Genomic DNA, 17,041 nt, shown 5'->3' on the forward strand with positions numbered 1-17,041 from the left:
CATTGCGTGAATCGTTCTCACCTCCCGGAGTCTTCAAAACGGCTTCTTCAGAACAGTTCAGGGCCTCAAGTAAGCCCGTCGAAAGACCATGTTATCTGACGCCAATGCCGGCAATTCTTGGCAGGATTGGACGATGACCCGCAGCGACAATCACACTCTCATCTGGACCGGCTCATACACCGCGGATAGTGGAGGCCACGGGGCCGGCATCGGAGCTGTCTCGGCTAATCCTGATGGAACACTCACCTGGCTGGGCACGGCCGCGAAGGCGGACTCGCCGTCGTTCATTGCAGTCCACCCGTCGCTTCCCGTGGTCTACGCCGTCGGCGAGACTGCCAAAACCGTCCAGGCGTACCGCCGGAGGGGAGAATTCGGGCTCGAAGCGGTTGGTGAACCGTGGGCCGCCGGCGAGGCTGCGTGCCACGTTGCCGTCGATCCGGAGGGCAGGTTCCTGATGGTTGCCTGCTGGGGCGACGGCCAGGTGCTGCTCTACGAACTGGATACCGACGGCGGCATGACAGCCCGCTTTTCGGCGGCACCGTCTGTGGACCCCCACCGTGACGAAGAGAGCGACGGCGGACGTCCGAGCCGTGCCCACGCAAGCCTGATGCTGGCCGATGGCAGGATCATGACAACCGATCTCGGCCACGACCTGCTGCGCGTGTGGAACTACGTTCCCCGGGCCGGACTTGCTGTGGACCACGAGGTGGTGCTTCCGAAGGGCAGCGGCCCTCGGCACCTCGTGCAGCATCCCGGCGGAACCGTATTCGTGGTGTCCGAGTACTCCATCGAGGTTTTCGCCGCGCGGGCTGCGTCCGGCGCCGGACGGTTCGAACTTGTCAGCAAAGGCCCGGCAACGGCAGGCGGAGCCCAGGAAGGTGACTCGGCAGCGGAGATTGCACTCTCCCCCGGCGGCAAACATGTGTATGTGGGAGTCCGGGGTTCCAACCGGATCTGCGTGCTGGAGGTCGGCGGAACATCCGGGCAGCTTCGCCCCGTCATGGACTACGCCAGCGGAGGGGATTGGCCGCGGCACCACCTGGTCCGCAACGGCTGGCTTCACATCGCCCACGAACGCTCCCACGACGTGACAACTTTCCGCCTTGATCCCGAAACCGGGCTGCCAGGCGATGTGCACCACCGGCTCGTGGCGGGTTCCCCCACGGCCTTGGTTGTGGCAAGCTAAACCAAATCGACAAACCCAATACAGGATTCGTCACTCCTATTACAACGACGCGTAAGCCGTTGTAATGATGACTTCTGGGGCCGGGGCAGGTCGCCACGCAGGTTCATCCGGATGGACCGGGCCAAGCAGAGTCGCTTAGCGGAAGGTTTTCAGCCATGTTCACCAACCCTGTCCAAATCCTCCCCCGTGCCGCCGCGGCGGCGGCCTCAATCTTTGTCCTGCTGGCAGCAGCCGCACTCCCCGCCCAAGCGGCACCGGGCACAACGGCACCGGGCACAGCGGGGCCGGGATCGCCATCAGGTGACCAGCCGCCGTCGGGCGCCCTGCGGGCTCCGGTAACTGACGAGAACTTCTACTTCGTCATGGCGGACAGGTTCAGCAACGGGACCACGGCCAACGACGACGGCGGCCTCGGCCCGGATCCGATGGTGTCCGGCTTCGATCCCCAGCGCAAAGGTTTTTACAACGGCGGCGATCTGAACGGGCTGCTCGACAAGATCGACTACATCCAAGGCCTCGGGACCACGTCCATCTGGCTGACGCCCAGCTTCAAGAACAAGGCCGTCCAACCGGAGGACAACTCCGCCGGCTACCACGGGTACTGGGTCACGGACTTCACCCGGATCGACCCCCACCTGGGCACCAACGCGGAGCTGAAGGCGCTCATCGACGAGGCCCACTCGCGCGGGATGAAGGTGTACTTCGACATCATCACCAACCACACGGCGGATGTCATCGGGTACAAGGAAGGCGCCCGCACCGGCTACGTGTCCAAGGACAAGGAGCCCTACCGCACAGCCGCCGGGGCGGTCTTCGATGACCGCGACTACGCCGGCCAGACCGGCTTCCCGGAACTCGACGCGGAGCGGTCCTTCCCCTATACGCCGGTGCTCGACCCGGCGGAAAAGAACCTGAAGGTTCCCGCCTGGCTCAACGATCCCACGCTGTACCACAACCGCGGGGACACCACCTTTGCCGGTGAGAACTCCTCCTACGGCGACTTCTTCGGCCTGGATGATCTGTTCACCGAGCACCCCAAGGTTGTCGACGGCATGAAGGACATCTACAAGACGTGGATCCGGGATTTCGGCGTTGACGGCTTCCGGATCGACACGATGAAGCACGTCAACGACGAGTTCTGGCAAGAGTTCGGCCCCGACGTCCTCAACTATGCGAAGGAACAGGGCAAGAACGAGTTCTTCATGTTCGGCGAAGTCTTCGACACGTCCAAGAGCTTCACGTCGCAGTTCACGACGCGCAACAGCATGCAGGCCGTGCTGGACTTCCCGTTCCAGGACGCCGCCCGCAATTTCGCGTCCCGAAGCCAGGACGCCAGGCAGCTGGAAACCTTTTTCGACGGGGACGACTGGTACACCGATGCCGACTCCAACGTCTACCAACTGCCCACCTTCCTGGGCAACCACGACATGGGCCGGATCGGCAGCTTCATCAGCTCGGACAACCCCGACGCAAAGGATGCCGAACGCGTGGCCCGTGACGAACTGGCCCACGAACTGATGTACTTCTCCCGCGGCAACCCGGTGGTCTACTACGGTGACGAGCAGGGCTTCACCGGCCCTGGCGGGGATCAGGACGCCCGCCAAACGCTCTTCGCCAGCAAGGTGCCGGAATACCTCGACGACGACCTGCTCGGCACCGACGCCACCCATGCCACCGACAACTTCAACACAGGGCACCCGCTGTACGGCAAGATCAGTGAACTGGCGCAGCTGACCAAGGACCATCCCGCCCTTCGCGACGGCGCCCACCAGCACCGGTACGCAGCGGCCGGCCCCGGCATCTACGCGTTTTCCCGCACTGACGCGACGGACCAGCGGGAGTACGTGGTGGCACTGAACAACAGCGAGCAGCCCCGGACGGCGGCTGTCCCCACGTACATCGCGAAGCGCAATTACAGCCTCATCTACGGGGATGCAGTTGCCGACTCCAAGACCTCCGCGGACGGCAGGCTGACCGTCACGGTTCCGCCGCTGTCGGCGGTCGTCTACAAGTCATCGGGCCGGATTCCGAAAGCCAAGGCGGCACCCGCCGTCTCTCTTCAGGCGCCCGTCCCCGCAGCGGCCACCGCAACCTCCCAGGGTGACAACGGCCGGATGCAGGTGACCGCCGACGTCGGCGGTACTTCGTTCTACGAGGTCACCTTCGAGGCGAAGAAGCCCGGCGGACAGTGGGAGCCTATCGGCACGGATGACACCGCCCCGTACCGCGTCTTCCACGATGTCGCAGGGCTCAGCCCGGGTGCCACCGTGGAGTACCGTGCCGTGGCACTTGATAACGCGGGCCACACATCGGTGAGCAGCGCACGGGCCGCAACGGTTCCGGCACCCGTGCTGACCATCCAGCAGCCGGCGGAAGGCAGCACTGTCCAAGGGAAGGTGGAAGTGGCTGCCACGGCGGATCCGGAAAAGGCCAGCCACGTGGTGGGCTTTGAACGGAGCGTGGCCGGGGGCCCGTGGACTGCCGTCGGCGAGGCCGATTCATCCTCGCCCGCCTACACGGTGACGGACGATCTGGCCGCGCTGAACCTGGCGGACGGCACCGGGGTGCGCTACCGGGCGACGATGTCCGGCCCCGGTTTCAACGTGGTCAGCGGCGTGCGGACCGTGCTGGTCGGCGCCGCACCACAGCCTGAATCCGTCACGGTGGTGGGCAGCCTCAACAGCGAAATGGGCTGCCCGGACGACTGGCAGCCCGCGTGCGAGTCGGCGTTCATGACGCTGGACCCGGCCAGCCGCACCTGGAAACTGACCTCGGACCTTCCCGCGGGCCAGTATGAATTCAAGGCCGCCATCAACGGTTCCTGGGACGAGAACTACGGCCAGGACGGCGCGCCCAACGGGTCCAACATCCAGTTGAATCACGACGGCGGTCCGGTCACCTTCCGGTACGACCACACCACGCACGTGATTACTGCAGAATGAACGAGTTGAGGTCCTAGCCGCGCAGCGACTCCTCCACGGCGGCCAGGAGCGAGTTGAACCGCTCGTTGTCCGCCAGGCTGTCAATCAGGACGGATTGGCCGTCGGAATCAGCCAGCGGCACCTGCCAGTTCGGATATTGGGCCGACGTGGTCCCGGGCTGGTTCTGCACGCGGCGTTCGCCCACGGCGTCCACGAGCGCCACACCGAGCAGGACCGACGGGGACTGCGCGAGCAGGCGGTGCAGCGCCTCGATCCTCTCTTGCTCGGTGCCCGGCTCGTCGGCGGGCAGGAGGCCGCGATGCCGGAGCAGGGCCATCATTTTCTCCAGCTTGGCGTTGTGTTCCAGGCGTTCTTCCTCCGCGGACCGCTCCAACAGGCCCAGCCCGCTTCGCAGGGTCACGTGGTCTCCGGCGAGATAGCCCGCCGTCGGCGGGAGGTCGTGCGTGTTCACACTGGAGAGCGCCTGTACACGGTACCGTTCCGGCGGAAGCGGGGCATCGCCGTCGTTCTCAAACCACAGAATGGAGGTGCCCAGAATGCCCCGTGCCGCGAGGTAATCGCGGACCCAGGGCTCGAACGTGCCCAAATCCTCCCCGATCACCACGGCTCCGGCGCGCTGGGCCTCCAGCGCGAGGATCCCGATCATGGCGTCGTGGTCCAGGCGGACGTAGGCACCGTCCGTGGGCGAGTTGCCCTCGGGCACCCACCAGAGCCGGAAGAACCCGAGAATGTGGTCCACCCGGATCCCGCCCGAATGCCGCAGCACGGTTGCCAGCATCTCCCGGAATGGCTGATAGCCGGCTTCAGCCAGGCGAGTTGGATGCCAGGGTGGCTGGTGCCAGTCCTGCCCCAACTGGTTGTACATGTCCGGCGGCGCGCCCACGCTGACGCCGGCTGCGAGGACTCCGCGCAGCGTCCAGGCGTCGGAGCTTTGGAGATCCGCCCCGACGGCGAGGTCATGGACAACGCCGAGACGCATCCCTGCACGCCTGGCCGTCGCCTGGGCGGATTCGAGCTGTTCGTCGCAGAGCCACTGCAGCCACCGGTGGAAGTCGATCCGTTCCGAGAGTTCGGTCCTCAGCTTCACAAGCAGCGGCGATCCGAGCGCCGCTGCAGGGTCCGTCCAAAACGGGTCATCGGCGTCGAGGTCCTCCCGCACGGCACACCAGAGGGCGAAGTCGTCCAGGCCCGCGCCGGCCGCGCGGCAAAAGACCTCAAATGCCTGCTGACGGGACGGCGAACGGCGGGCTTCATAGAGCAGTTCCAGCGCTGCCAGCTTGGCGGCGTACGCCTTGTCCCGGTCCAGCCGGTTGGTGTCCTTGTTCAGCTTCCGCGCCTGTTTACTAAGGCTGTGGATGACTGCCTGCGTCTTCGGCTTCAGGTAGGCGAGCTCCGGAATCGCCTCGATCCTCAGGTAGAGCGGGTTGAAGAAGCGCCGCGTGGACGGCGAGTACGGGGAGGGCTCCAGCGGCGGCACGGGTTCCGCCGCGTGCAGGGGGTTCACGAGCACGTAGTCGGCGCCGTGAGCACCTGCGAGCGTGGCCAGTTCGGCGAGGTCCGCGAAGTCGCCGATGCCCCAGGACCGCTTCGAACGCACGGAATAAAGCTGCGTGGCCAGGCCCCAGCCGCGGCGCTCCTCCAGCGCGGCGGCCGTGGACAGCCGGGCCGGAACCACCACCAGCGTGGCCTCTGCAACCTTGCCGTCGGACTCAGCCCGCAGCGTGTGCCATCCTTGACCGGTGTTGTCCGGCATGTCGAACGTGGCCCGGCCGATGGTCACGCCGTCCACGACGCGCGGCTCCACCCAGATGTCCTCCTGCGGTGCGACGAGTTCCCGTCCGTCCTCCGTGTAGACCGTCACCCGCACCGGGGCACCGTGCCGGACATGGACCGGCACCAGCGCCGGTCCGCCTTCCTGAACCGCGACGGCGGGCGGCAGCATCCGCCGCCAAGGCGCCAGCTCCGCTTCGGCCAGTGCCGCCTCGATGAGCTGGTCCGTGTGGGCCTGCACGCCCAGGGCGGCCAGGACGCGGATCAGGGTGGCCGGCGCAACTTCGTGCGGATGCCCGTCCCAGCCCTGGTACGACGTCTCCACACCGTGGACCTCTGCCAGCCAACGCAACAGATCGAGGCTGACGGGATCGGCGTGCCCAGCATCAGCTTGCCCGGGTGCGGCGCCTGGAACCGTCTGGTTGGCGGCTGGATCGGCGGGTGTTCCGGAGGATGCCTCGTGCTGGCTGGGAGCCTTCATTTATGTCCGCCTCGTCTGTTGATCGGCCCGAACTTACAGTGCTGCCCGCTGCGGCCGGCCGCTTCTCAGCGTGGGGCGCAACTGTTGGTTCCGATTATTGCAGGGCGACGCCGGGCGGGGTCCAGAGCTACGGGGCGTGACGCGCGTTGCGGCCGCAAAGCAAACTTGGGCGGATGATTAGCTAGGATGCATGGAATCAAGATTTGTCCGCTACCAGGCAACCACGCCCAATGGCCGTGGAAGCTACCCGGGCATCTTCGCCCTAGCCAATGGTTTGGCAAACGGCGGCAGCCTCAGCAGCGAAGACTGGGCTTCCTGGCGGTGCGCAAACGATCATTACGACGCCGCATATGTGGACCCTTCGACTGTGGATGAATCAATCTACGACCGTGCGATCAATCCTTCAGCACAGTCATGGTTCAAGAGCACAGCCACTCATCTCTTGGTTGGCCTAGAGTTTTACACGGATCTTCTACGCCGCTATGCCATTGAGTGGCAGGTGCTTTATTCGAATGATCCAGGAATCCTCCTGTACGAAGACGGCGTCCAGATAGTCGTCGCGCCTCATTAGCAGGGATGATCAGCTGCATGACGTCTCTGGCGGCAAGATACGAGGCTGGCGAGTGGACCGACGTGTGGGCAGAGATACGACGCCTGGGGCCACTGCCTACATCGCGTCGGGCCGAAGTTGAGGAAGTAGCTCATTCGACCATGCGGCGGGCTCGTACACACATCGACCACATCGTGGATGGCCTCATCCGCATCGGATTCGAGCCTGCGTCCTCAGATGTTCCCCTGATCGCTCCGCCGCCGTGCGACGTGTTCGACCGGATCGGGAAACTGGAAGACGCACTGGGGCCGATTCCCGAAGCCCTCAAAGCGAGCATGTGCGAAATTGGAGGCGTGTGCTTATTGGGCGACTGCCCACCACTGGCTCTCTACTATCACGGTGGCCCTTCGTCACGAGTTGCCTCCATTCCTCCGGGCGCGGACTTCCCTGATCCTTTATGCCTGCCCGCCGTCGACTCGGTGGAGTTGGAGTTGGACGAAAGACTGCAGAACTCGGCGGAATTGTTGGCCGAACCGTTCGCATTCGCCCCTGATGAACTGCACAAGGCCAACATCAGCGGCGCAACACACGACGTCTGGCCGCCTGACGCCCACGCAGATCCGGTTCTTGTCGGCGTTGCCGGACGACCAGGGATTACCCTCGTGGAATACCTCCGCACCTCCGTCAGGTGGGGAGGCCTACCTGGTTATTCGTTCGCCTCGGCAGCCCGGCCCAAGGATCTCGAGCAACTCATGTCACATCCACAGTTCTAAATTTGGCACGTACGTCTGCCTGAACCGGTACACGGCTACTTGGGCGCATTTATCGCGAGAAAAGCGGCAACCGGGGATTCTCCATGGTTGTCGTGGTCGGCGCCGCTTTGATAGCACCTCTGGCGATATTCGGGGCAGCGTTACTCACCATCTACCGGTAGCGTCCCTTGGACCCGATGCGGCTCAAGATGCGGTGCAGGCCTTCCGGAGCTCGGCAACTGACTCGCTGGGAACCTGGTCTCCGGCCTGGGCAATCTCCTTGAGCGGACTCGTGATCTCGGACGGAACGCCGGCGGTTTCGGCGCCAGCCACGAGTCCGGTTAGTGCTGCCTTGTCCGACGCGCTGACCAGCCCGTCTTCCAGCAAGGCGCAGATCTGGCCCTTCACCTGCTCGGCCGCGGCGTTGGCCACCCCGGACGCCGCCGAGCTGGCCGCATTCTGCGCGGCTTCCTGGGCCTGGCCGCAGCCCGCCAGAAGTACCAGCGCGGGGATCATGGACAGGGCGAGGAAGGTACGTTTCATGCTTCCAGCCTAACAACCGGCCGATGGCAGCCTTCGCAGGCTGACCCCGGCGCCGGCTGCGTCGACAGTTCTTCTGACAACGGTGTCGACGTGCGACTTACCTGCCTGGGCCCGAAAAGTTGCCCCGCGACCGCTCCGTTGCACCGCGGAATCGAATCGTTGACTTGTCTCGTGGACATCACCTAGCGTTCCAGTCACTGACAACGTTGTCTGCGGGAGGACACGCGCAATGAAGGGCGATCTCAGCAATATGCACACCAGAAATTCACGAAGAATGCAGGCATGTACTGCGCTAGCCATGGCGGGACTCAGCCTGGCCGCGGCGCTGGCCGGAGCAGGACCTGCGCCGGCAGCAGTAACGGTAGGAGACGAGCAATACCGCCCTGCGATCCACTACACGCCGAAACAGAACTGGATGAACGATCCCAACGGGATGGTCTACTACAAGGGCCTTTACCACCTTTACTACCAGCACAATCCGTCAGGAAATACGTGGGGAAACATGTCCTGGGGCCACGCCACATCCACGGACCTGGTGCACTGGAAGGAGCAGCCGCTGGCCATCCCAACAGATGACCAGCAGGACATCTTCTCCGGCAGCGTGGTGGTGGACAAGAACAACTCGTCCGGGTTCGGAACCGCCGAGAAACCGCCCATGGTGGCAATCTTCACCAGCGCCTACAAGGACGCCTCACCGTACCGGGGGCTGCAGGCACAGTCGCTGGCGTACAGCCTGGATGACGGCCAGACGTGGACGAAGTACGCCGCCAACCCGGTGCTCAACCGCAATTCGGCGAACTTCCGCGACCCCAAGGTGTTCTGGTACGACTCCCCCGGAGGCGGAGGCTACTGGGTGATGACCGCCGTCGAAGCAACGGAGCACAAGGTGCTGCTCTACAAGTCCAGCAACCTCAAGGAGTGGACGCCGCTCAGCGAGTTCGGCCCGGCCAACGCCACGGGCGGGCTGTGGGAATGCCCCGACCTCTTCCCCCTCGCGGTCGACGGCGATCCAGCGAACATCAAGTGGGTCATGGTGGTCAACATCAACCCCGGCGGCGTGGCCGGAGGGTCGGCAGGCCAGTATTTCGCGGGCAGGTTCGACGGCACCACCTTCACTTCCGAAAGCACGAAGGCCAGCGACTCGTTGCCCGCCGGCACCCCCCTTGCGGGCTTCAACGACGGCACCTACAACGGCTGGACCGTGAACAACGAACCCGGCAACTGGAAGAACGGGCCGTTCGGGGATGCCCCTGCAGCCGGAACCCTGGCAGGGCAGAACGGCGTCACCGGCTTTGCCGGCACCGGCCTGATCAACTCCTTTAACGACGGCGACTGGCCGCTCGGCGCCATGAACTCCCCGGAATTTACGGTGGACAGCGACTACCTCAACTTCCTGGTGGGCGGCGGCCAGCATCCGCGCGTCTCGGACAAGCTGGACAACACGCCGCCGCCCGGCGACCTGCTGTTCAACGGTTTCGAAGTCGCCGACGGTTCCACCCTGGCCGACGCCGGCTGGACGGGGACCGGCGATCTCGCCCCGGCATTCCAGCCCGCCACCGCGGGCGGTGACTTCTTCATCGGCGCAAAGCGCATCAACACGTTCGAAGCGGGTGGAGCTCCCGGTGACGACAGGCAGGGAACCATGACGTCGCCGTCGTTCCTCCTCTCCCGGAACTTCATGAGCATGCTGGTGGGCGGAGGGCACCGCACGGCGGACTCCGGCCAGCTGCTCGAGGTCCAGCTGCTGGTGAACGGCAACGTGGTGCGCAGCCTCGCAGGGGACGACGCCGGCGCCCTCAACTGGAAGAGCTGGGACGTGTCGGAATTCGCCGGGCAGCCGGCACAACTTCGGATCGTGGACCAGGCCACGGGAGGCTGGGGGCACCTCACGCTTGACCATGTCATGCTCACGGACCAGGCCGCCGTTCCCCGCTCCGACGAGACCACCGTGAACCTCGTGGTCGACGGCCAGGTGGTCCGCACGGCCACCGGCGCGAACAGCGAAGTCCTGGACTGGGCATCCTGGAACGTCGCGGAGTTCAAGGGGCGGCGGGCCAGCATCAGGGTGGTGGACAATAACCGGTTCGGCTGGGGCCACATTCTTGCCGATGAGTTCGTGGCGTCACCCCGGCCGGCAACGCCCCGGCTGCAGTCCTACGACTGGCTGGATTACGGCCGCGACTACTATGCGTCCGTTTCCTTTGGCAACATGCCCCAGGACAAGCGCATCATGCTCGGCTGGATGAACAACTGGGACTATGCCAACAGCATTCCGACAACACCGTGGCGCAGCGCCATGTCCCTGCCCCGCGAGGTTGCGCTGACACAGACGGCAAGCGGGCCGCGGCTGACCCAGAAGGCCGCCCAGCAGGTGGATGGCCTCGGCACAGGCGTGAGCTATGCAGAAAAGCGGACGCGCAACATCGCCCCGGGCACCCACGCGCTGCCGGCGGCCGCCTTCGGGCAGGTGCAACGGATCGACGTGACACTGGCGCCCGGCACGGCGTCGAAAGCGGGAATCACGGTGCTGGGGAACGGCAACACGTCCACCGTCATTGGCTATGACAGGGCGGCCGGAGAGCTGTTCGTGGACCGGAGCAACTCCGGAAACACCGCCTTCCACCCGCTTTTCGCTTCGGTGGACTCGGCTCCCGTCTCGGTGGACGCCAACGGCAACGTGACCCTGCGCATCTACGTCGACCGGTCGTCCGTGGAGGTCTTCGCCCAGAACGGGCTGCGGACCATAACAGACCAGGTCTTCCCGGAGCAGGGTGCAAACCAGGTGGCGCTCTTCGCCGAGGGCGGCACCGCCCAGCTGAAGTCGATCACCGTCACGCCGCTGGCCAAGTCCATGTTCGGAACAGCGGAAAAGCCTACGAAGAACCGAGGCTAGGTTCCCGGGCAGTTCACTGAGACACACGAGCGAAAGGGCCGGTGCCCGCATGAATTATGCGGGCACCGGCCCTCATCGTTGCCGGGCTGTGCGGGTTGCAGCCTGAAGTGGGCGTCAGTGAACCGGCTGCAGCCAGGTCAGCACCGAGCCGTCCTCCTCAATGTGATCCGCCAGCTCCCCGTTGAACGTGGCCCCGTAATCCGCGCTGATGTGCTCCTGGAATGCCGCGGCGTCCTCATAGACCTCGAACACAAAGTACTCCCGGGGATTGCTTTCCCGGGTGTACGGCAGGAACAGCTGGTTGCCGGGCTCCCTGCGCACCTGCTCGGTCAGCTCGCGCATCATTTCCGCTACGCGGGCTTCGCTGCCGGGTTTTACGGTGAATTCGGCGTACAGCGTTTTGGTCATGGGATTCCCCTCTTCAAGGTTCGGTATGGGTGGTTGAAATCGTTGCCGATCAAAGGGCGGTCCGGCTCAGTGCGGTGGGCGGAGTTCCCCTGATCCGCGCTCAATGAGCTCGGACCGAACGACGTACGTCTGCGGGGCCCCGTCATCGCCGTCGATCCTGGCTAGGAGCCGCTCTGCGGCGAGCTTCCCGATCCGCTCGGGATGCTGCGCAATGACGGTGATGCCGGGGTCCATCATGTCCGCCAGGGTGAAGTCGTCGAACCCCACCAGGGCCACGCGCTTGCTGGCGCCGAGCTCCTTGAGAGCCCGCATGACCCCGAACGTGACGAGGTTCTGGCTGGAGAATATAGCCGTGGGCGGATCGTCGGACCTGAGCAGCCCAAGGGCCGCCTGGCGGGCTGACTCCTCGTCATGCAGGCCCTCGAGCACCGGAACCGTGGACGTCGCGATGCCGGCCCGGCCGAGTTCCTCAATAAAGCCCCGCCGGCGTTCGCGGGCTGTCTGGATGTCTGTACGGTCACCCAGGTAGGCAAGCTTCGTGTGGCCGTGTGCGATCAGGTGGCGGGCGGCCTTGGCGGCTCCGACGGCGTTGTCCGTCACCACGGCGTCCGCCTCAACGCCCACCGGTTCACGGTCAATGAAGACCATGGGCAGGTCGCGCGAATGCTCCGGAATGACGTAGGCCTGGCTCTTGGCGATGGGGGTCAGGACCAGGCCATCAACACGCCGGCCAAGGAAGGCGGCAACCAGTGCTTTCTCCCGTTCGGGGTCGTCGTCGAGGCTGGCGGCGAAGACCGCAATACCTCGGGCGGTCAGGGAGTCCTCCAGGGCGCGGTGAATCTCGCCGCTGAAGGGGTTGGACACGCTTGGCAGCAGGAGCCCGATGGAGAGGGTCTGGCGGCCGGCCCGGCGGAGGCTTCCCGCTGCCATGTCCAGCTGGTAATTGAGCTGCTGGGAGGCGCCGAGGACGCGCTGACGGGTTGCCTCGGACACGCCCGGTTCATCGTTCATCACCCGGGAGACGGTCTTGATGCCGACGCCGGCCAGTGCCGCGACGTGGCGCATCGTGGGCCGGTTCTTCGCTCCGTCAGGCTGGTAACGATTAGACATCGTTGTCATTACTTGGTCCTTCATCATCGAATTTCTCTTGACTGTACCTTGTGATCTTGATTACATGATGCATGACATCGTTGTCAGGCACCAGAAGTGCCACGAAACCAGGAGATTCAATGTTGAGTTCCAAAGCCCCGCGGACAGTCACCCACCGCCTGCTTGCCATCGGTGCAGTCCTGACCCTCGGCACGCTCAGCCTCACCGCCTGCGGCGGGAGTTCCCCAACCACCTCGTCAGCCGGAAGCTCTTCGGCCGAGAAGGTCGGCGTGTCCCTGATTGTCAAGACCACCTCGAACCCGTTCTTCGTTTCCATGCAGGATGGCGCCAAGACGGCTGCCGAAGCAGACGGCGTGGACCTGAAGCTCGCGGCCGGCAAGGCTGACGGCGACGAGGAAACGCAGATCCAGGCAATCGAGAACGCAATCTCCAAGGGTGACAAGGGCATCCTCATCACGCCCAACGGCCCTTCCGTCGTGGATGCGCTGAAGAAAGCCAAGGACGCCGGCCTGTTCGTCATCGCCCTGGACACTCCGCCGGACCCCGCTGACGCCGCCGACATTACTTTCGCCACGGACAACTTCGCCGCTGGTGAACTGATCGGCAAGTGGACCGCCGCGCAGCTGGGCGGCAAGAAAGCCACCATCGCGCTGCTGGACCTGTTCGACGACAAGGTCGTCTCCGTGGACTACAACCGGGACCAGGGCTTCCTCAGCGGCCTCGGCATCGACACCGCGGACAAGAAGAAGAACGGTGACGAGGCCAAGACCGGAAAGTACACCGGCGGCAAGGGCGGCGACTACGAGATCGTGGGCAGCCAGGCAACCCAGGGTGCTGAGGACGGCGGCCGGACCGCCATGGAGACGCTCCTCGCCAAGAACCCGAACGTCAACGTGGTCTACACCATCAACGAGCCGGCTGCGGCCGGCGCCTTCGAGGCGCTGAAGTCCGCCGGCAAGGAAAAGGACGTGCTGGTGGTCTCGGTGGACGGCGGCTGCTCGGGCGTCAACAACGTCAAGGCCGGCGTCATCGGTGCAACTGCCCAGCAGTACCCGGTGAAGATGGCGGAACTGGGCGTCAAGGCCATCGTTGAGCTGGCCAAGACCGGGAAGAAGCCAGCCAACTCCGCAGGACTGGACTTCTACAACACCGGCGTGGAGCTCGTCACGGACAAGGCCGCAGACGGCGTCAAGAGCATCACCACCTCCGACGCCTCCAAGATCTGCTGGGGCAAGTAACAAGCATTGACCTCGCACCGCGGGAAGGTGCTGAATATGCAGTACCTTCCCGCGGTTCACAGCAGGAGAATCCGCGGCAGAAGTAGCAGCAGCCGCACCAGCCCCAGCCGAACCAACCCCAGCAGGACCTTGAAGTTCAGGAGCAACAGTGACCCAGCAACAGACCGCAGGCCCGCCCGCCGCAGGGCATGCAGACCCGGCCGAGGAATTCCTCGACCGCCAGACCCCGCTCAGCCGAATCCGCAACATCCTCCACCGCTATCCCGCACTAAGCCCGGCCATTGTTCTGCTTGTTGCGGTGGTGGTCTTCGGGCTCCTCAATGAGAGGTTCCTGCGGGTCGAGAACCTGTCCCTGATCACCCAGCAGGTCTCGGTGGTAGGAACGCTCGCCATCGCTCAGACCCTCATCATCCTCACCGCCGGCATCGATCTCTCGGTGGGTGCGGTCATGATCCTCGCCTCCATGGTGGTGGCCCAACTCGCCGTCGGCAGCGGCGCGCCCGCTCCGCTCGCTCTCCTCCTCGGCCTCGTCGTGGGTCTGGCAGCGGGGGCGCTGAACGGTTTCCTGGTCACCAGGTTCCGGCTCCCCCCGTTCATCGTCACGCTCGGAACGCTGAACATCTTCATCGCCGTGACGCTCCTCTACTCCGGCGGCTCCACAGTCCGCGGCTCCAGCATGCCCGGCCTGCTGACATGGATGGGCAGCACGTTCCCGGTTGGTCCCGTGCGGATCTCCACCGGCGTGGTCATGATGCTCCTGCTCTACATCGCGGTCGCGTTCATCCTCGGAAAGACCGCCTGGGGCCGACACGTCTACGCGGTGGGCGATGACAAGGAAGCCGCCCGCCTGGCCGGTATCCCGGTGAACCGCGTCCTCATGAGCGTCTACCTCGCAGCGGGGGCCGTGCTCGCCGTTGGCGCGTGGATCCAGATCGGCCGCACGAACGCAGCCAGCCCCAACGCCGGCGTGGACCTGAACCTCGACTCCATCACCGCCGTGGTGATTGGCGGAACCAGCCTCTTTGGCGGACGCGGCTCCATCTGGGGCTCCCTCCTCGGAGCGCTGATCGTCGGGGTGTTCCGCAACGGCCTCTCGCTAGCGGGTCTCGATGTGCTCTACCAGACCCTCGCCGTGGGCGTCCTCATCATCCTCGCTGTGTCGATCGACCAGTGGATCCGAAAGGTGAAATCATGACCGCCACCCAAATCCAGCCGGCCAACACCGAGGTCCGGCAGCCGATCCTGCAGGCCAGGAACCTCGTCAAGACTTTCGGCCGCGTTGTAGGTCTGGACGGTGTCAGCCTCGACCTGTACCCGGGCGAAGTCCTGGCGATCATCGGCGACAACGGTGCCGGAAAATCCACACTCATCAAGTGCCTCACCGGGGCCGAGGTCCCGGACTCGGGCGAGTTGTTCGTTTCCGGCCAGCAAGTCCACTTCAAGCGCCCGCAGGACGCACGCGTCCACGGCATCGAAACGGTCTACCAGAACCTTGCCGTGTCACCTGCACTCGACGTCGCCTCCAATCTGTTCCTGGGGCGGGAAGAGCGGGTTCCCGGCCCACTGGGAAAGATCTTCCGCGTCCTTGACACCAAGGGCATGCGCCGCAAGGCCAAGGAGGAGCTGACCCGGCTCGGCATCTCCACGCTCCAGGACGTGACGGTTCCGGTGGAAAACCTGTCCGGCGGCCAGCGTCAGGCCGTCGCCGTGGCCCGCGCCGCCGCATTCGGTTCCAAGGTGGTGGTCCTGGATGAGCCGACGGCGGCCCTCGGCGTGCGGGAATCGAACCAGGTCCTGCAGCTGGTCCGGGACCTCCGGGACCGCGGCCTGCCGGTCATCCTGATCAGCCACAACATGCCCCACGTGTTTGACGTGGCGGACAGGATCCACATCCAGCGCCTCGGCAAGTGCGCGGCCACCATCACGCCTCAGTCGCACAGCATGACCGATGCGGTGGCGATCATGACGGGTGCCGCCACGGCCTAGCCGGCCACAGTACCACCGAATTTCAGCACGAACGTGTTACCGCACCACCGTTTTACCCTCCCCAACTCCGTCCGCGGGCCTTAGACAGGTCCGCGGACGGCTCCGTGAAAGGCCCTGCCATGCTCAAGACCCATTCCAGCGCAGCTCCCCCGGCAACCCCCGAAGTGATCGTCATCGGCGAAGCGCTGGTCGACGTCGTCACCTCTCCAGAAGGTACCGTTGAACACCCCGGCGGATCGCCGGCGAACGTCGCGTACGGGCTTGGACGCCTCGGCGTCCGCGCCGCCCTCCTGACGTCAATCGGCGACGACGACCGCGGCGCAGCGATCGAGGCGCACCTGAGCAGCGCCGGCGTCGTGCTGCTGCCGGGCTCCAGGACGCCGGGCCGGACGGCGTCCGCCACCGCCACTCTCGCCGCCGACGGCTCCGCCCGGTACGACTTCGACATCAGCTGGGAACTCCCTCCGGTGGCCCCGGCGTTCCTCCCCAAGGTGCTCCACACCGGCTCGATCGCCACGTTCCTGGCGCCCGGTGCCGCCGCGGTCAAGGCACTCCTGGAGCAGTCGCACCGGGAATGCATGGTCACCTACGATCCCAACATTCGTCCTGCGCTGCTGGGCAGCCAGGCCGAGGCCAGGGCCATCTTCGAGGAGCTTGTTCCCCTGACGGACGTGGTCAAGCTCAGCGACGAGGACGCACAGTGGCTCTACCCGGGCCTGCCGCTTGAGGATGCCGCTGCGCGGATACTGGGCCTCGGCGCCGGGCTGGCCGTGGTCACCCGCGGCTCCGAGGGATCGCTGCTGGCCACCCCGGCCATACAGCTGCACATCCCGGCCATCACGTCGGTGGTGGCTGACACCATCGGCGCCGGCGACTCCTACATGGCCGCGCTGATCTACGGTCTGCTCGCACGCGGGACCGACGGATTGGCTCCGGCGGTGCTGGAGACCCTCGGACGCACGGCCTCGAAGGCCGCGGCCATCACGGTCCGCCGACCCGGCGCCAACCCGCCCACGGTTGAAGAGCTGCTCGCGGACCTGCCGGATGGCGCGGCCGCTCCTGCCGCCGTCGTCGCGTGATCCAGGCGCCGGCACCTGCTTCTTGAACGAGCTTCTAGAACGAGGCAACGCGGGGTCACCTACGGCCGCCTCCGGGCACGCTGTCGGGCCGGGGTGGCCCGTG

Annotated in this window: 13 protein-coding genes; 9 read left to right on the forward strand and 4 right to left on the reverse strand. The window is 65.3% G+C overall.

Features of this window, described 5'->3' with window-relative positions:
* The first annotated feature begins 133 nt into the window (after positions 1–133).
* On the forward strand, positions 134–1,186 hold the full coding sequence (locus ASG92_RS18915; protein ID WP_200952015.1) for a beta-propeller fold lactonase family protein: 1,053 nt from the start codon (positions 134–136) through the stop codon (positions 1,184–1,186).
* 155 nt (positions 1,187–1,341) lie between these two features.
* Positions 1,342–4,128, forward strand: a complete 2,787-nt coding sequence (locus ASG92_RS18920; protein ID WP_056631685.1) for an alpha-amylase family glycosyl hydrolase — start codon at positions 1,342–1,344, stop codon at positions 4,126–4,128.
* 13 nt (positions 4,129–4,141) lie between these two features.
* Here ASG92_RS18920 and malQ read toward each other — a convergent pair whose 3' ends face one another.
* Positions 4,142–6,379, reverse strand: coding sequence for a 4-alpha-glucanotransferase (malQ, locus tag ASG92_RS18925; RefSeq protein ID WP_056631690.1), 2,238 nt, complete (start codon positions 6,377–6,379; stop codon positions 4,142–4,144).
* Between the two features lie 190 nt (positions 6,380–6,569).
* On the opposite strand from malQ, the gene ASG92_RS27590 reads away from it, so the two are divergent.
* The gene (locus tag ASG92_RS27590; RefSeq protein WP_082579598.1) at positions 6,570–6,950 is read left to right on the forward strand and encodes a hypothetical protein; all 381 of its coding nucleotides are present in this window, start codon (positions 6,570–6,572) and stop codon (positions 6,948–6,950) included.
* Between the two features lie 173 nt (positions 6,951–7,123).
* Positions 7,124–7,702 carry a hypothetical protein gene (locus tag ASG92_RS18930; RefSeq protein WP_157372276.1) on the forward strand — a complete coding sequence of 193 codons (579 nt, stop codon included), beginning with the start codon at positions 7,124–7,126 and terminating at the stop codon, positions 7,700–7,702.
* Between the two features lie 183 nt (positions 7,703–7,885).
* Here ASG92_RS18930 and ASG92_RS18935 read toward each other — a convergent pair whose 3' ends face one another.
* The gene (locus ASG92_RS18935; RefSeq protein WP_056631697.1) at positions 7,886–8,224 is read right to left on the reverse strand and encodes a hypothetical protein; all 339 of its coding nucleotides are present in this window, start codon (positions 8,222–8,224) and stop codon (positions 7,886–7,888) included.
* Between the two features lie 298 nt (positions 8,225–8,522).
* On the opposite strand from ASG92_RS18935, the gene ASG92_RS18940 reads away from it, so the two are divergent.
* A complete protein-coding gene (locus ASG92_RS18940) occupies positions 8,523–11,117 on the forward strand; it encodes a GH32 C-terminal domain-containing protein (protein WP_240987193.1) in 2,595 nt (864 codons plus the stop codon).
* A gap of 114 nt (positions 11,118–11,231) precedes the next feature.
* Here the strand turns inward: ASG92_RS18940 and ASG92_RS18945 are convergent, their stop codons facing one another.
* Together ASG92_RS18945 and ASG92_RS18950 are read right to left on the reverse strand one after the other, a co-directional pair.
* Positions 11,232–11,525: a putative quinol monooxygenase gene (locus ASG92_RS18945; protein ID WP_056631701.1), complete on the reverse strand. Its 294-nt coding sequence runs from the start codon at positions 11,523–11,525 to the stop codon at positions 11,232–11,234.
* A gap of 66 nt (positions 11,526–11,591) precedes the next feature.
* Complete coding sequence (locus ASG92_RS18950; protein ID WP_056631703.1) at positions 11,592–12,590, reverse strand: LacI family DNA-binding transcriptional regulator; 999 nt, start codon at positions 12,588–12,590, stop codon at positions 11,592–11,594.
* Positions 12,591–12,754: 164 nt separating this feature from the next.
* On the opposite strand from ASG92_RS18950, the gene ASG92_RS18955 reads away from it, so the two are divergent.
* From ASG92_RS18955 to ASG92_RS18970, 4 genes are all read left to right on the forward strand, one after another.
* Positions 12,755–13,873, forward strand: a complete 1,119-nt coding sequence (locus ASG92_RS18955; RefSeq protein ID WP_056631705.1) for a substrate-binding domain-containing protein — start codon at positions 12,755–12,757, stop codon at positions 13,871–13,873.
* Between the two features lie 148 nt (positions 13,874–14,021).
* Positions 14,022–15,068 (forward strand): ABC transporter permease, encoded by a 1,047-nt coding sequence (locus ASG92_RS18960; RefSeq protein ID WP_056631709.1) that lies wholly within the window; start codon positions 14,022–14,024, stop codon positions 15,066–15,068.
* Positions 15,065–15,859 (forward strand): ATP-binding cassette domain-containing protein, encoded by a 795-nt coding sequence (locus ASG92_RS18965; protein WP_056631712.1) that lies wholly within the window; start codon positions 15,065–15,067, stop codon positions 15,857–15,859. Before ASG92_RS18960 ends, ASG92_RS18965 begins: the two co-directional genes overlap by 4 nt.
* Positions 15,860–15,978: 119 nt before the next feature.
* Positions 15,979–16,938, forward strand: a complete 960-nt coding sequence (locus ASG92_RS18970) for a carbohydrate kinase (RefSeq protein ID WP_056631714.1) — start codon at positions 15,979–15,981, stop codon at positions 16,936–16,938.
* Positions 16,939–17,041 lie beyond the last annotated feature (103 nt).

The organism is Arthrobacter sp. Soil736, from assembly GCF_001428005.1.
Taxonomy (GTDB): Bacteria; Actinomycetota; Actinomycetes; order Actinomycetales; family Micrococcaceae; genus Arthrobacter.

Excerpts from the sequence above, each read along its gene's own strand:
- ASG92_RS18915 (WP_200952015.1), top strand. The coding sequence starts at position 134 with ATGACCCGCAGCGACAATCACACTCTCATCTGGACCGGCTCATACACC.
- ASG92_RS18920 (WP_056631685.1), top strand. The coding sequence starts at position 1,342 with ATGTTCACCAACCCTGTCCAAATCCTCCCCCGTGCCGCCGCGGCGGCG.
- malQ (WP_056631690.1), bottom strand. The coding sequence starts at position 6,379 with ATGAAGGCTCCCAGCCAGCACGAGGCATCCTCCGGAACACCCGCCGAT.
- ASG92_RS27590 (WP_082579598.1), top strand. The coding sequence starts at position 6,570 with ATGGAATCAAGATTTGTCCGCTACCAGGCAACCACGCCCAATGGCCGT.
- ASG92_RS18935 (WP_056631697.1), bottom strand. The coding sequence starts at position 8,224 with ATGAAACGTACCTTCCTCGCCCTGTCCATGATCCCCGCGCTGGTACTT.
- ASG92_RS18940 (WP_240987193.1), top strand. The coding sequence starts at position 8,523 with ATGGCGGGACTCAGCCTGGCCGCGGCGCTGGCCGGAGCAGGACCTGCG.
- ASG92_RS18945 (WP_056631701.1), bottom strand. The coding sequence starts at position 11,525 with ATGACCAAAACGCTGTACGCCGAATTCACCGTAAAACCCGGCAGCGAA.
- ASG92_RS18950 (WP_056631703.1), bottom strand. The coding sequence starts at position 12,590 with ATGCGCCACGTCGCGGCACTGGCCGGCGTCGGCATCAAGACCGTCTCC.
- ASG92_RS18955 (WP_056631705.1), top strand. The coding sequence starts at position 12,755 with ATGTTGAGTTCCAAAGCCCCGCGGACAGTCACCCACCGCCTGCTTGCC.
- ASG92_RS18965 (WP_056631712.1), top strand. The coding sequence starts at position 15,065 with ATGACCGCCACCCAAATCCAGCCGGCCAACACCGAGGTCCGGCAGCCG.
- ASG92_RS18970 (WP_056631714.1), top strand. The coding sequence starts at position 15,979 with ATGCTCAAGACCCATTCCAGCGCAGCTCCCCCGGCAACCCCCGAAGTG.